Source organism: Myroides indicus (assembly GCF_004364575.1).
Taxonomy (GTDB): Bacteria; Bacteroidota; Bacteroidia; order Flavobacteriales; family Flavobacteriaceae; genus Flavobacterium; species Flavobacterium indicum_A.
In genome coordinates, this window is record NZ_SOAG01000010.1 from 48,851 (window position 1) to 63,787 (window position 14,937).

At 32.9% G+C, this 14,937-nt stretch carries 11 protein-coding genes and 1 pseudogene; 5 read left to right on the forward strand and 7 right to left on the reverse strand.

Annotation, left to right across the window (positions count from 1 at the left end; all coding sequences use genetic code 11):
• Positions 1–171: 171 nt before the first annotated feature.
• Positions 172–3,351 carry a cytochrome c biogenesis protein CcsA gene (ccsA, locus tag C8P70_RS05735; RefSeq protein ID WP_133712381.1) on the forward strand — a complete coding sequence of 1,060 codons (3,180 nt, stop codon included), beginning with the start codon at positions 172–174 and terminating at the stop codon, positions 3,349–3,351.
• 130 nt (positions 3,352–3,481) lie between these two features.
• Here the strand turns inward: ccsA and C8P70_RS14310 are convergent.
• The 5 genes and pseudogenes from C8P70_RS14310 to bcp all read right to left on the reverse strand — a co-directional run.
• Positions 3,482–3,812, reverse strand: a pseudogene (locus C8P70_RS14310) (transposase); the annotation flags it as partial.
• A 14-nt stretch (positions 3,813–3,826) separates the two neighbouring features.
• Positions 3,827–4,357 carry a GDYXXLXY domain-containing protein gene (locus tag C8P70_RS05745; protein WP_133712382.1) on the reverse strand — a complete coding sequence of 177 codons (531 nt, stop codon included), beginning with the start codon at positions 4,355–4,357 and terminating at the stop codon, positions 3,827–3,829.
• Positions 4,344–5,417, reverse strand: coding sequence for a DUF4401 domain-containing protein (locus C8P70_RS05750; RefSeq protein WP_133712383.1), 1,074 nt, complete (start codon positions 5,415–5,417; stop codon positions 4,344–4,346). Before C8P70_RS05750 ends, C8P70_RS05745 begins: the two co-directional genes overlap by 14 nt.
• Positions 5,407–6,381, reverse strand: a complete 975-nt coding sequence (locus C8P70_RS05755; RefSeq protein ID WP_133712384.1) for a DUF2157 domain-containing protein — start codon at positions 6,379–6,381, stop codon at positions 5,407–5,409. The genes C8P70_RS05750 and C8P70_RS05755 overlap by 11 nt, the downstream gene beginning before the upstream one ends.
• A 96-nt stretch (positions 6,382–6,477) precedes the next feature.
• Positions 6,478–6,936: a thioredoxin-dependent thiol peroxidase gene (gene bcp / locus C8P70_RS05760; RefSeq protein WP_133712385.1), complete on the reverse strand. Its 459-nt coding sequence runs from the start codon at positions 6,934–6,936 to the stop codon at positions 6,478–6,480.
• Between the two features lie 440 nt (positions 6,937–7,376).
• Between bcp and C8P70_RS05765 the strand changes: the two genes are divergently transcribed.
• Positions 7,377–7,484, forward strand: coding sequence for a 30S ribosomal protein THX (locus C8P70_RS05765; RefSeq protein WP_133712386.1), 108 nt, complete (start codon positions 7,377–7,379; stop codon positions 7,482–7,484).
• Positions 7,485–7,539: 55 nt separating this feature from the next.
• On the opposite strand, the gene C8P70_RS05770 is transcribed toward C8P70_RS05765, so the two are convergent.
• Positions 7,540–8,949, reverse strand: a complete 1,410-nt coding sequence (locus tag C8P70_RS05770) for a serine hydrolase (RefSeq protein WP_133712387.1) — start codon at positions 8,947–8,949, stop codon at positions 7,540–7,542.
• A gap of 252 nt (positions 8,950–9,201) precedes the next feature.
• Between C8P70_RS05770 and C8P70_RS05775 the strand changes: the two genes are divergently transcribed.
• Complete coding sequence (locus C8P70_RS05775) at positions 9,202–9,873, forward strand: endonuclease III domain-containing protein (RefSeq protein ID WP_133712388.1); 672 nt, start codon at positions 9,202–9,204, stop codon at positions 9,871–9,873.
• 226 nt (positions 9,874–10,099) lie between these two features.
• Here the strand turns inward: C8P70_RS05775 and C8P70_RS05780 are convergent, their stop codons facing one another.
• Positions 10,100–10,690, reverse strand: coding sequence for an RNA polymerase sigma factor (locus C8P70_RS05780; protein ID WP_133712389.1), 591 nt, complete (start codon positions 10,688–10,690; stop codon positions 10,100–10,102).
• A gap of 216 nt (positions 10,691–10,906) precedes the next feature.
• Here C8P70_RS05780 and uvrA point away from each other — a divergent pair, with 216 nt between their 5' ends.
• On the forward strand, positions 10,907–13,714 hold the full coding sequence (uvrA, locus tag C8P70_RS05785) for an excinuclease ABC subunit UvrA (protein ID WP_133712390.1): 2,808 nt from the start codon (positions 10,907–10,909) through the stop codon (positions 13,712–13,714).
• A gap of 169 nt (positions 13,715–13,883) precedes the next feature.
• Positions 13,884–14,801: an AEC family transporter gene (locus C8P70_RS05790; protein WP_133712391.1), complete on the forward strand. Its 918-nt coding sequence runs from the start codon at positions 13,884–13,886 to the stop codon at positions 14,799–14,801.
• The last annotated feature ends 136 nt before the right edge of the window (positions 14,802–14,937 follow it).

The following is a 14,937-nucleotide window of genomic DNA, read 5'->3' on the forward strand; positions in this document are numbered from 1 at the left end:
AGCTATATGTTCTCTTTTATTCCGAATTTAAAAAGTACTACTGCAAATGTAATTTATTTTATAGATATGTTTATAAAAATTTCACTCCTAATAATAAGTTAAAACGGCTGAATTAGTGGCTTTTTGGTTATTTTTGTAGGAATTATAGAAACGCAACATAACAACACACTCATGGACAAAAAAATAATCTCCTTTTTTTCTTCTACAAGGTTAATGGCAGTTCTTTTCATTGTCTTCGCCATAGCTCTTGCATTAGGAACCTTTATTGAAGATCGCTATAATACAATTACTGCACGTATTTTAATATACAATACCAAATGGTTTGAACTGATCATGCTTGTTTTTATGATTAATTTTATAGGCAATATCAAACGTTATCGCCTACTAAGCAAAGAAAAATGGGCTACACTGATGCTTCATGCGGCATTTATCCTTATTATTTTCGGTGCTTTTGTAACTCGATACATCAGTTTTGAAGGAATGATGCCTATTCGCGAAGGAGAAACGGAAAACAGTATCTTTTCGGACAGAACATATCTAACCGTGATGACAGATGGTGAATACCAAGGCGAAATGAGAAGACGGACTTTTGAAAAACCATACCTCTTTTCCCCTGTTACCAACAACCATTTTAAAATAAAAAATACATTTAACGACATTCCTTTTGAAGTTGAGTACAAAGACTTTATTATGGCTGCCGAAGAAGGCATCCAAGAGGATCCTAATGGAATTTACTTTTTAAAGCTGGTAGAATCCGGTGATGGAGAACGCCACGATCACTATCTAAAAGAAAACGAAGTAGTGAGCATTCACAATATTTTATTTGCTTTCAATCAGCCTACACAAGGCGCGATTAACATCCTTAAAGAAGGAGATGAATACTTTATTGATACTCCCTTTGAAGGTACTTTTATGAAAATGGCAGACCAATCTACCGGAGATGTTCCTGCCAATACTAAGCAGCCTCTTAATTTCCGATCGCTTTACAAGATGGCAGAGACCCAATTTGTATTGCCGGATTTACCAACCAAAGGAAAAATAGTACATACATCCAGCGGTGATTTTAAAGATAAAATAACACCTGACGCCTTAGTTGTAACTGTAAGATCTCAAGGACAGGAACAAGAAGTCGTTTTAAAAGGAAAAGCAGGGAGAATGGGCGAACCGCAATCATTTAAACTAGGCGACTTAGAATTTACTTTACTCTATGGCAGCAAAGTTTACACCACTCCTTTTCAGGTAAAACTAGATAAATTTATAGCAGAAAAATACCCGGGTACAGAACGAAGCTATTCTTCCTTTGAAAGTCAGGTAACTGTATTTGACGAAGAGCTGCCAGAACCAATGAAAGCGAGAATTTACATGAATAATATTTTAGATTATAAAGGATATCGATTTTTTCAAGCGCAATTTGACCCTGATGAAAAAGGAACAATTCTTTCTGTAAACCACGATTTTTGGGGTACGTGGATTACATATACGGGTTATTTTTTCCTTTACATCGGATTACTTGCTATATTGCTAGACAAAAATACCCGATTTGCTGATTTACGCCGTAAACTCACTAAAGTAAGAGAGAAAAAAGCATCAGCTTTAACAATTATTTTATTGTTCTTTTCTGTCGGCATGTTTGCACAACACAATCATGCTACACCGCAAAAGCCAGATCCGGTAGTCATTGACTCTATTATTCAGGCAACGATAATAAACAAAGATCACGCTGCACAATTTGGAAAATTAATCATCCAGGATTACGGTGGACGGATGAAGCCTATTAATACTTTTTCTTCTGAACTGGTAAGAAAAGTATATAAAAGCGAAAATTACCACGGCCTTACGCCTGATCAAGTTTTTCTTTCTATAACCCAGTTTACTGTTGCTCAGCAGATGCAAGGCGCACCTAACTTCTGGTATTATGCTCCTATTATCAGTCTTCCGAGAGGAAATGATAAAATCGTAGAAGTATTAGGGCTAGAAAAAGGAAACAAATATGCCGCTTTTATTGATTTTTTTGATGGCAGCGGAAACTATAAACTGGCTGACTACGTAGATGAAGCTAACCATGCAGCCATCAAAGATCAGTTTCAAAAAGACTTCTTGGATTTAGATGGTAAAATGGCTTTATTAAATGCTGCTTTTACGACGAGAATCTTATCTATTTTCCCTATTCCTGAACACGAAAATGACAAATGGGTTTCTCCTTTGGAATTAAACGAATCTGGAATTACAGGTATGGACTCTACTTTTACCAAAAATATTTTACCAAGAATGTATATTCCTGCTCTTTTTGAGGCTAAAGAATCCGGAAATTACGAAAAAGCAGAGGAATATCTGGATCACCTCAAAACTTATCAACAAAGATTTGGCGGAAAGATCATACCTAGTGAAAAAAAGATAAAATTTGAAATTCTCTATAACAAGTATGACATCTTTAAAACGCTGTACAAATATTATATGATGGTGTCTGTATTTACATTTATCTTTATTATTTCCGACATTTTAAAATCTAGACGCTTTAATAAAGGAGCTATTAAGATTGGAGGCTGGGTTACTTTATTTCTATTTGCAATTCACACTTTGGGCTTAGCTGTTCGTTGGTACGTATCGGGACATGCTCCTTGGAGTGATGCTTACGAATCTGTTATTTATGTAGCTTGGGCTACCACCCTGTTTGGATTGTATTTTGGTAGAAAATCAGAATTAACGATTGCCTCTACTGCTTTTGTGGCAGGAATGATTTTATGGGGTGCTCATTTAAACTATATGGATCCGGCAATTTCTAATCTTCAGCCGGTATTAAACTCTTATTGGCTGATTATTCACGTTGCCGTAATTGTTGCCAGCTACGGTCCGTTTACCTTAGGAATGATTTTAGGTATAGTGGCATTAATCTTAATGATTTTGACCAATAGTAAAAACAAGAAAAAGATGGAGCTAAACATCAAGGAACTTACTTATATCAATGAAATGGCATTGACTGTAGGCCTGGTATTGCTCACTATCGGAAACTTTTTGGGTGGACAATGGGCAAACGAAAGCTGGGGACGTTATTGGGGATGGGATCCAAAAGAAACCTGGGCGTTAATCAGTATTATGGTTTATGCATTTGTAATTCACGCCAGATTAGTGCCTGCAATGCGCGGAACATGGATATATAATTTATTTAGCGTTATTGCTTTTTATTCTATTATGATGACTTATTTTGGAGTAAACTTCTATTTAAGTGGTCTGCATTCATACGCACAAGGAGAAAAAGTAATTACCCCTTCTATTGTTTGGTGGTCAGTTGCATTTGTAACTGCTTTGGGTGTATTGTCTTATTTTAAATACAAAAAGCATCTAAAAAAATAAACTGCTATCTAAAAACGGTTTTTGCATTTTTAAGTATATCAGCTTTTAGTTTTTTGACTAAAAGCTGATTTTTTCTTATTATACAATTTTTGATAACCTTATTATTAACGTGAGTCCGACTTAAGTTATTTAGTCTATTTTCATCAATAATGTCTTTAATAGTATTAGTGGGCTTTTTAGGGAAGTAATAATAAGCAATTAGCCGCTAAAATATTTGCAATAAAGTTATTTAACGGTCTGTGTTTTGTATGCTCTACTTGACACATTTCCTTTAATTCATCATTTACAGTTTCGATAAGCACTCTTTCCTTTAAATGTATCTTATGAGCCGCTAGCAGCATTAGGTTCTTAATATTTTTCTTGACTTTAGTAACTAAATGTACGTCATCAACGAATATCTACTTAAAAAGATCTTTACAGATATATCCTTTATCTCCAAAAAGTTTACCAAAAATGCTTTTACCAATTATCAATATCATTTAATCCATCTTAAATTCTTATCGTAAACACCTATCAAAACACTGTTCCCTTTATCATCAACTCTTAATGCGCCATATTTAGCTTTTTCAAATTTCACTGCTTCTCCTTCCTGAAAAAAATAACTTTCTGCACCGATGTTATACTGCCATCCGTCATAATTAAAAAACCTGATATATATCTGATTATTCTCTTTTTTCTCCATTTTATCACTCAGTTTTACGTAATGACCTATTTGTTTTTCATCTAGCTGGAGTAAAACATATCCTCTCTTTTTTTTGTACTTTTCTTCATTCGTTACCTGGTCTGCAGTAGAACCAAAATTATCTCTTTCTTTAGTAGAAATAGTATAATTGAGCTGCATATAATCTCCCTGAATCAATGAACGCGGATCTACCGGTGCCAGCTCCAGCAAAACTAACTTTCCTTCTTTTATTATTCTTTCTTTTTGAATAATTGCCATGAAAAAGAAAAATACAATCACTATAAAGGTGATCAAAATAATATATGTCGTTTTACTTTTTTTCATATTTATTCCTGTTTTTATGAACAATCCAATAAATCAACAAAAACAACACTCCTGTCAAAATAAGGTAAAGAGATTTACCTAATAAAGTTATATTTAAATCGTAATAATAGAGTCCCATTGACCATACAAAAGTGCAGATTGCCATTATAAATCCTGCTTTAAATTGATTTTGAAATGACCATAAAGCAAAAATAAGTCCAACCGAAAAAGCCGGATAATGTCCCCATAAAAGAATAAAAACGGCAACAGCTATACAAACACTGATTTTAGAAAATAAATCACTAATTTTCAAGTACTTTAAAATAAAATATATTGTAAATAAGGTTATAACTAAAAGTCCTGCCAACAATATATAAGGCATTATACGGATATCTGTTTGATAATACGAAAAGAAAATATCTGTTGAGCTAATAATTCCCATTCCTAAACTATAAATAAAGGAAGCCGTCAATACAGGCGAATAGTAAAAATTTAACTGTTTGTTGGCAGTTCGTATTTTGATTTCATTCCAAAACAAAAAAACACAAAATGAAACCAAGAAAAGCAGGTAAAAACAGAAAAGATAATTCACTTGATTACTAACTACTATCCAATGCAGTGAACCATAAACCCCAATACAGTTCAAAAAAACGACAATACTGTTTTTAAACATACTCAGTCCCAAAATACATAAAAACAATATAAAATAAACCAGATCGTCCATCATGTCATTAAAAATAGCGATTGAGGCTACCACAGCAAAGAAACCAGTTATATAGATCGAAACAGACAAGCCGTCAGAAATAGCATTATCCTTGTTTTTCATAATAACATAGGAAATAATTAATAATATTCCACCGAGCGCCAACATGACATATTCGTTATCTAATATTCCTGTTATTCCCAAAAAAACAGACAACATTCCCATTGCCAGAAAACCACCCAATACCGCAATCGTCTTGACAAATACGGTTCGCAAATTCCAACTAAGAATCTCTTTTTCAAATTGAAAAGTATCAACTTGGATTCCATTACATTTCAGTTTATCCAGCAAAAAATCCCATTCATTTTTAAGACTCATAACTCCATTTTCTTTGTTGGTGAGAAATTATTTTAATCAATCCATAAGTTCCAAAAAGCACATATAATGTATAAATTAAAAAACTTGTTTCACTATCGCCTAAAACTTTATAAAGCAACATTAAAACAATACTAACTACCGTTAACACAAAATAACTAAACATCAATATGTTTTTGATCTTTAGGCTAGCATAAAAACTTCCAACTATCCACATTATGCTGATTAATAACAGAGTTACTTCATTCATTTGTATATCCTTATTACCCGTTTCTGAAAACAGCCATATTGCTACTCCAAAAACAGATAAAAAATTACAGACAAAAATCATCAAACTCCGGTAATAACTATGAGGAATATAGTTTTGCATTTTTCCCAACATATAGGGAAGAATAAGAATAAAAATATTTAACAATAGCAAACCAATGAATAAATAAGAAATATTACTACCAGAAACTACCTGATTAAAATATAAGATCAGAGTAGTATTTGACAAAACACTCCAGAAAAGCCATTGCGGTGTAAATTCTGAAACGGCTGTCCAAGAAAATACGGCAATAGTCCACACCAAAAATAAATCATATGCATTTGCTCCAGTTTGATATTCTTGTCCAAATACTGCGAGCAAAACCCCTACCAAAACAGAAGCGCCAAGCAAAGACATTTTCTGAACCAATATTTTTATATTTCTGGAAATTGATATAACAATCGATACGATCAGCAAAAAAAGAATAATACCAAATTTCCAGAATCCCGGAATATTATTCCAGTTATAAGCAAAGAAAAAAGTTATGCCGCTCAGTAAGAAACCGCTTCCCAAAGTAAGAAAAAAATATTCTGTAAACTTTTTCCAATGAGACACCTTTGTACAGCTATATTCTTCAACCAGCTTCTCGAATTGTTTTTTTTCTAACGAGCTACACTCACATAGTGAATACAGCATTTCTTTATTAATTCTCTTTTCCATACTATAGGTATAAGAAGGTTAAAAAAGAAAGTTCAAAAATTCAGAGATGGTTTCTCCTTGCTTTCGAACTTCTCGGTACATTCTCAATTCTACTTTCTAAACTTCGCTCAATATCTGCGCAGCGTGGTCTTTTGTTTTTACTTTAGTAATTACATTAGTTATAACGCCGTCTTCATCAATTACAAAAGTAGTTCTGTGAATACCATCGTAAATACGTCCCATAAATTTTTTAGGTCCCCAAACACCAAAGGCATTTAAAACTTCTTTATTCTCATCTGCCAACAGCGGAAAAGGGAGGTTGTGTTTATCAATAAATTTTTGCTGTTTTTGAGCTGAGTCTGCACTAACTCCCAACAGTTCATATCCTTTCTTTGTCAATAATGCATAATTATCTCTCAAATTGCAAGCTTCGGCAGTACATCCGGGGGTACTTGCTTTGGGATAAAAGAATATAATCAGCTTTTTACCATTGTAATCCGCTAATTGATGTATCTTTCCTTTTTCGTCAATTCCTTTGAAAACGGGTGCTTTATCTCCTATTTTTAATGTAGTCATATTATATTTATTTTGATAAAAGTAAAAATAGTGAATTTTCAACAGACATTAGGTTCTTGTTTATGAAAAGCAGAAACTATCAGTATAAAAAAATCCCAAGTCCATCTCTGGCATATTGGGATTTTTTAAAAATAGGAAACAAAAACAAAATATTTGGTTTGCTATAAAGTTTCAAACCAAAACTTCTGTGTACGAAGATAAAACTCTTTTTTCTCCTATTAGTTACGAGTTTTCTTAAAATATTCAACATTAACATAACCTTGTTTCTCAAATAGACTTAAAACATTTAAGCACAACTAATAATAAATTTCTTCTTTCTACAAAAGAAAATTACCTAACTTTTATTTTAGTTAATAATTTCAATTTCTCCATATTTTTTATTAAATTGCTTTTCCTTTGCTTAGGAGGACTTCAAATGATAATTAATTAAAAAGTATTTTATGGGAAAAGGAGATCTTAAAACTAAAAGAGGTAAAATTGTCAATAAATCTTATGGTGTTAGAAGACCCAAAGTAAAAAATAAAAAGAACGACACTAAAAAAGCTTAAAACCTCTACACAAAATACAAAGGAGAAATTTAGAATTAAATTTCTCCTTTGTATTTTACATCAATAACTGTTTTGCCATCAACTTATAAGTTAATTCATCCAACGCATCCAGCAATTTAGGAGTTGAAGAATTGCTTAATACTACAATCCCCTTTTTTTGCTGAAGAGAAAATCCAATATAATTGCTATATCCTACATCAATAGCTTTAGAGAAATAAACTGATCTTCCGGGATCCTCCGGATGAATAATTTTCCATCCTAATGCAGACCAAAAACCAGGTGTTATGATTAAGGTAGGCTGTTGTGTAAGTTTTAAAACTTGATTTTCAGAACTAAACTGAGCTTGTACAAATTTACTCAAATCAATCAAATTAGAATATCCTCCCGTCGCCGTTTTAAACAAATTAAATTCATGTATAGCTATTTCTTTTCCATTAGCATCATACCCTTTAACTACTTTTTTATTTTGAGGTTTTTGAATTGTAGTTGAATTCAATTCGTATTTATCAAAGATTTTATCTTGAATCAATTCCTCATAAGGCTTTTTATATATTCGAGACAAACTCTCGCCCAAGAGTGCAAAACCTATAAAAGAAAATCTTTGTCTTTTAAACATTTCCAAACTATCTATAGTAGCCTCGTTCTTAAAATATCTTTCTAAATCCGAAACTGAAAAGTTATAATAAAATAAATCGTCTATCTGTCTGTTATTTATTTCATGATCTGCGTCAAAATATTCAGGTAAGACCGGCAAAAAAGAAGAGTTATTCGCCAAGCTTGCAAATGAAAACTGCAAGCTGTCTTTAAATGGAAAATCAAAATAGGAATTAACTAAATCTGATAGATTTATTTTTTTATCTGTTATTGCTTCAGACAATAAAGTAGCTGTAAAAATCGTATTAAAGTTTCCCAAACCAAATAACATTTTTTTATTCTCAAAGGATTTAAGTTTAGTTCTATCTTTTTTTATTCCTATATATTTAACCTCATCTCCATTGATAACAGCAATTGCCAATTGTCCTTTGTCAGGCAAATTAATCGCTAATTCGTATATAATCTCTTCCTCCGATTGTTCCAAAAAAGATAAATCGGCTTGGTCTTGCGGGAAATTAATCACTCTGAACCCCACCAACTCTCCTTCGGTATTGACCGCTAAATTTAAAAGCATGATATCTTCACTTTCAAATTCAGTTTTGTATAGCGCCAGATTATTTTCATCTAACCCATAAAATTCCATCGATTTAATATTCCCCAACTTCTCCTTCATCTCCGCAAAAAAATTATAGGCTTTTACAGCTGGCAGTTCTTTTTGTAGAGCCTCAGAAAACAATCGATAAAAATCATCGTAATCACTCGTATTATAATCCTCTATAAAGACGGCTATTAAATTGTCATACTGTTTTTGTTGCGCAAACAAATTAACGCAGCAAAGCAATACAATAGTCAACATTATTTTTTTCATCATTATTAAATTCCTTTCAAAGTTTAAATATATTAGTTATTCCATAATCTAACAGTATATTTAACAATTTCTAAATAATTTATTTAATGATTAAACATTTTTACACAGATAATATTAATTGCATCCAACATTAAAAAACTTCTTGATTCTTTTCCCTTTTATTATCTTTTCTTATTGATTCATAATAAGAGTTTATAAGCTTCTATTCTTTTCGATTCTTAATTTTATTTATCTTAGCCCGAAATTGAAATTGAAATGACAAAAAGTGAAAAAGTAAATTTTGTTATGGAAACTTTAGATGCTCTATATCCCGAAGTTCCTGTTCCATTAGATCACAAAGATCCCTATACCCTTCTGATTGCTGTTTTACTATCCGCACAATGTACGGATGAACGCGTTAATAAAATTACCCCTATTTTATTTGCTAAAGCCGACAATCCATATGACATGATAAAAATGAGTGTAGAAGAAATCAAAGAGATTATCAGACCTTGTGGATTATCTCCTATGAAGTCAAAAGGGATTTATGGACTTTCTAAAATTTTAATTGAAAAATATAACGGGAAGGTTCCCGCTGACATAGATGCTTTAGAGACTCTTCCGGCTGTTGGGCATAAAACAGCTTCGGTCGTTATGGCTCAGGCGTTTAATATACCTGCTTTTCCAGTAGACACTCATATTCACCGATTGATGTACAGATGGAACTTTTCAAACGGAAAAAGTGTAACACAAACCGAAAAAGATGCCAAAAGACTGTTTCCAAAAGAAAAGTGGAATATACTTCACTTACAATTGGTATGGTATGGGAGGCAATACTCACCTGCGCGAGGCTGGAATCTTGAATTAGATGTCATAACCAGTGTGATTGGACGAAAATCTGTTCTAGCTGAATACTATAAAAAGAAAAACAAAAAAGCACTTAAATAATTATCTAAGTGCTTTTTTAGTTTTGCTAATTTTTATTCGATACCACAAGGATACCACTCATGCTGTTTAGCTTCAGCATAGAAATTGATTTTGAATAATTTAATAAGAACTGAACTGTTTCTTTTTTAGGTAAAATAATTTCTTTTTTAGGAATTGAGTAGATTTTTTTCATTTAATTACTTTAACAATTGTATCTTACTAACGCCTAATATATTTTTTTATTGCACTATGATTCTGACAAAATTATCTTTTTTTGATCTATCAGCTTTCTTAAATTCAACAAAGCATAACGCATCCTTCCCAATGCCGTATTAATACTTACATCCGTAAGTTCTGCAATTTCCTTAAAGCTCAAGTCCTGATATATTCGCATCATAATTACCTGTTGCTGATCTTCTGGAAGTTCTTTTATTAAAAAACGAACATCTTCTTCTATCTGCTCTTTTATCATAAAGCTTTCAACTGTGTCTCCTTCATCTTTTAAAAAAGAAAAAAATGGCAATTCTTCTGAATCTCGCTTCATTCCTGTCCGCTTTTCTTTTCTGAAATAATCCATTACCAAATTATGGGCAATACGCACAACCCAAGGTAGAAATTTACCTTCTTCGTTATATCTGTCCGACTTTAATGTGTGAATTACTTTTATAAATGTATCCTGAAAAATATCATCTGCCAAATCTCTATCGGCAATTTTGGAAAGAATAAATCCATAAATTTTAGACTGATGTCTTTTAATCAGCACTTCTAATGCTCCTTCATCCCCTGCTACGTAATACTTTACCAACGCAGCATCAGGCATATCCATATATAATACCATAGCAAAACTCTTTTTATAGTTTCATTACTAAACAAAGTATTTTTTGCGAATAGGCATCTTATATTTTGGGGTTAACAAAACAAATATAAAAATTATTTACTGTTAACAAAATCAAAATACAAAATATTTTAATTCGTACACTTTTTCTCCTTCTCATTTGGTTTTAAATACAGAGAAGAAAACCGTACTTTTGTATTCTTAACCTTGTTGGGCTATATGAAGAAAACAGATTACTCTAAAATCGACGCTAAACACAATATTATCATTAAAGGGGCGCAACTTCACAATCTAAAAAACATCGATGTAGTTATTCCCAGAAATCAAATGGTTGTCATTACAGGGCTTTCCGGATCGGGAAAATCAAGTTTAGCTTTCGATACACTTTATGCAGAAGGTCAGCGTCGCTATGTAGAAAGCTTATCAGCATACGCCCGCCAGTTTTTAGGTCGGATAGACAAACCAAAAGTTGAGTATATCAAAGGGATTGCGCCTGCCATTGCCATTGAACAAAAAGTAAATACAACCAATGCCCGTTCTACCGTAGGAACATCTACCGAAGTATACGATTACATGAAGCTTCTTTTTGCCAGAATAGGCAAAACTATCTCTCCGATTTCGGGAAAAGAAGTTAAAAAAGACACGGTTACAGATGTATTGGAGACTGTAAAAGTTCTTGAATTAAAATCCAAATGGCTACTTCTTGCTCCGATAACAATTGAAAACGATAGATCCGTTCCTGAGCATTTAAACCTATTATTACAGCAAGGTTACGCGCGAATCTTATTTAAAGGAGAAACCGTAAGACTTGATGAATTTTTAAACAATACTAATAATACTGCAAGTTATAAAACTGAAGATCTTATGCTTATTGTTGACCGAATTGTGGTGAGCGATAGCGAAGAGTTTTACAACCGCCTGGCGGATTCAGTTGAAACTGCTTTTTTTGAGGGAAAAGGATACTGCTATCTGGAGAATTTAGAAAATGGAAACAGAATAGAATTCAGCAACAAATTTGAGTTGGACAATATCACTTTTTTAGAACCCAACATTCATTTGTTCAGTTTTAATAATCCTTATGGAGCTTGCCCTACCTGCGATGGCTACGGAAATATTATAGGCATAGATGAAGAACTGGTTATACCTAATACAGGTTTATCCGTTTACGAAAATGCTATTTTCCCCTGGCGTGGCGAATCAATGAGCTGGTACAGAGATCAGTTGGTAAACAAGGCTTATAAATTTGATTTTCCTATCCACAAACCTCTTTTTGAACTTACAGAAGAGCAAAAAGATTTACTCTGGAAGGGGAATTCATATTTTACAGGGTTAAATGATTTTTTTGAAGAATTGGAAGCAAAGAGCTATAAAATTCAGAATCGCGTTCTGTTATCTCGATATAGAGGTAAAACCAAATGCCCTACCTGTAGAGGTAAAAGATTGCGTCAGGAAGCAAATTACGTTCAAGTAAACAATAAAACAATTTCTGAGCTCGTTGATCTTCCCATTAAAAAATTACAGATATTTTTTAATGAATTACAACTTAACGAATACGATGCTCAGGTTGCCAAGCGCCTTTTGATTGAAATTAAAAACCGGTTGGCATTTTTATCCAACGTAGGATTAGATTATCTAACATTAAATCGGAACTCTTCTACGCTTTCAGGCGGCGAATCACAACGAATTAATCTGGCAACTTCGCTGGGAAGTAGTCTGGTTGGTTCGATGTACATTTTGGATGAACCCAGTATCGGTCTCCATCCACGAGATACGGAAAAACTGATTGGTGTACTTGAAGATTTAAAAAAACTTGGAAATACAGTAATTGTTGTCGAACACGACGAAGATATCATGAAAGCTGCCGATCAGATTATAGATATTGGTCCTGAAGCTGGTACATATGGCGGAGAGTTAGTTGCTCAGGGAAGCTTTTCAGAAATTTTAAAGTCAAAGTCACTAACCGGGCGCTATTTAAATAATGATTTAAAAATTGAAATTCCTAAAACAAGACGATCTTACAAACACTATATAGAAATAATTGGCGCAAGAGAAAACAATCTTAAAAATATTGATGTTACTTTTCCACTGGAATGCCTGACAGTAATAACCGGAGTATCCGGCAGCGGAAAAAGTACTTTAGTAAAAAAAATCCTGTATCCTGCTTTACAGAAAAAGTTAACTGGTGTAAGCGAGAAACCGGGGCAGTTTACTGAATTAAAAGGACAATTTGGTATTATCAAACAAATTGAGTACGTTGATCAGAATCCCATAGGCAGAAGCTCGCGTTCTAATCCGGTAACATATATTAAAGCATATGATGAAATCCGCGATTTGTTTTCTAAACAGCAATTGTCAAAATTAAGAGGGTACCAGCCTAAACACTTTTCGTTTAACGTAGATGGCGGACGTTGCGAAACCTGTAAAGGAGAAGGAGTAGTAACTGTAGAAATGCAATTTATGGCAGACGTCCATCTTGAATGTGAAACGTGCCATGGAAAACGTTTTAAAAAAGAAATTCTTGAAGTTAAATTTGAAGGAAAGACTATCGACGATATTCTGACTATGACTATTGATGACGCTCTGAATTTTTTCACGGAACATACACAAACTAAAATAGCTCAAAAACTTCAGCCCCTTCACGACGTGGGACTTGGATATGTTCAGCTAGGACAGTCCTCTTCTACTCTCTCAGGAGGTGAGGCACAACGCATCAAGCTAGCATCGTTTCTTCTGGCAGGAAACACAAGAGAAAAAGTATTATTTGTTTTTGATGAACCGACTACAGGACTGCATTTTCACGATATTCAAAAGCTTTTAAAGTCATTTAATGCCTTAATAGAAAAAGGGCATTCTATTATCGTGATAGAACACAATCTGGATTTAATAAAATCCGCCGACTACATTATTGATATTGGTCCTGAAGGAGGAGAAAACGGCGGGCGACTTATAGCTTTCGGAACTCCTGAAGAAGTAAGCAAAAATAAAAAATCAATTACCGGACAGTATTTAAAAAATAAACTATATTAATTTGAGCCATATGCTATTTATATAAATAGCTCAACAACAAAGTCATTTTGTTTTTGTCTGATATATACCAAAAAACTTAAAAAGAAATCTCTTATTTACCAAATTAGGGATTTCTTTTTAAGTTACAATTATGTTTTAAACATACAATTTTATTCAATATTCATATATTATGTCGAGTATTTTATTACTTTTTCTTTGCCTGTTTATTGGGGTCATTATACAGCGCGTACCTAATTTTCCAAGAAATACTGCTGTAGTTCTCAATCAATATGTTTTGTTTATTACTTTACCTGCCATGGCATTATATTATTTACCAAAAATTGAATTAAGTTGGGATTTGCTCCTTCCCACTTCTGTAGCATGGATAGCTTTTGGGTTTTCTTATCTCCTTTTTGCATTTTTAGGAAAAATATATAATTGGTCAAAAAAGCTCACCGGCTGTTTAATTATTACCGCAGGACTAGGTAATACTTCATTTGTTGGTATTCCGGTAATTCAAGCATTATATGGAGAAGAAGCATTAACTACCTTGATTATAGTTGATTTACCAGGAACATTTGTAGTGCTCTCTACAGTAGGAATAATAATAGCCACTATGTATTCCAACCAAAAAAACAATAATGACTCTATAATTAGAAAAATATTTGGTTTTCCTCCGCTCATTGCATTTTTCATTGGTTTTTTAATGGCTGTTTTTAAAATAGATTTTCCCGAAATTTTTAGCAATGCCCTTAAAAGTCTAGCTGCAACACTCTCTCCCATTGCATTGATTTCAGTTGGCTTTCAGCTTAAATTTAAAGCATACAGCAAGCACTTTCGCTTTTTGGCTTTAGGACTTTCTTTTCAGCTGATTTTACTTCCGGCAATTATTTTTATTTTGTTTTTTGTGGTTCTGGGACATACTGATGAAGTTAGTAAAGTCTGTATTATAGAAGCCGCTATGGCTCCCATGATTACAGGTACGATTCTCGCATCTAACTACGGTCTTAAGCCGGAATTGAGTAATATGATGGTAGGTTTTGGAATTCCCATTTCGTTTATTACTATTGCCGGATGGTATATATTGGTAGAATATTTAATCGTTTAGAGAAGTGAGTTTTATCCGTTTCAAAAAACAATCAAACAGAATTTTACGTATTATTATTGTTATCTATATTATTTCTACATAAATTAAAATAATACCTGTACTTATTTTGTTAATAATTTACAAGCTATCTATTTAC

Excerpts from the sequence above, each read along its gene's own strand:
- C8P70_RS05790 (WP_133712391.1), top strand. The coding sequence starts at position 13,884 with ATGTCGAGTATTTTATTACTTTTTCTTTGCCTGTTTATTGGGGTCATT.
- uvrA (WP_133712390.1), top strand. The coding sequence starts at position 10,907 with ATGAAGAAAACAGATTACTCTAAAATCGACGCTAAACACAATATTATC.
- C8P70_RS05750 (WP_133712383.1), bottom strand. The coding sequence starts at position 5,417 with ATGAGTCTTAAAAATGAATGGGATTTTTTGCTGGATAAACTGAAATGT.
- bcp (WP_133712385.1), bottom strand. The coding sequence starts at position 6,936 with ATGACTACATTAAAAATAGGAGATAAAGCACCCGTTTTCAAAGGAATT.
- C8P70_RS05775 (WP_133712388.1), top strand. The coding sequence starts at position 9,202 with ATGACAAAAAGTGAAAAAGTAAATTTTGTTATGGAAACTTTAGATGCT.
- C8P70_RS05755 (WP_133712384.1), bottom strand. The coding sequence starts at position 6,381 with ATGGAAAAGAGAATTAATAAAGAAATGCTGTATTCACTATGTGAGTGT.
- C8P70_RS05745 (WP_133712382.1), bottom strand. The coding sequence starts at position 4,357 with ATGAAAAAAAGTAAAACGACATATATTATTTTGATCACCTTTATAGTG.
- C8P70_RS05780 (WP_133712389.1), bottom strand. The coding sequence starts at position 10,690 with ATGGTATTATATATGGATATGCCTGATGCTGCGTTGGTAAAGTATTAC.
- C8P70_RS05770 (WP_133712387.1), bottom strand. The coding sequence starts at position 8,949 with ATGATGAAAAAAATAATGTTGACTATTGTATTGCTTTGCTGCGTTAAT.
- ccsA (WP_133712381.1), top strand. The coding sequence starts at position 172 with ATGGACAAAAAAATAATCTCCTTTTTTTCTTCTACAAGGTTAATGGCA.
- C8P70_RS05765 (WP_133712386.1), top strand. The coding sequence starts at position 7,377 with ATGGGAAAAGGAGATCTTAAAACTAAAAGAGGTAAAATTGTCAATAAA.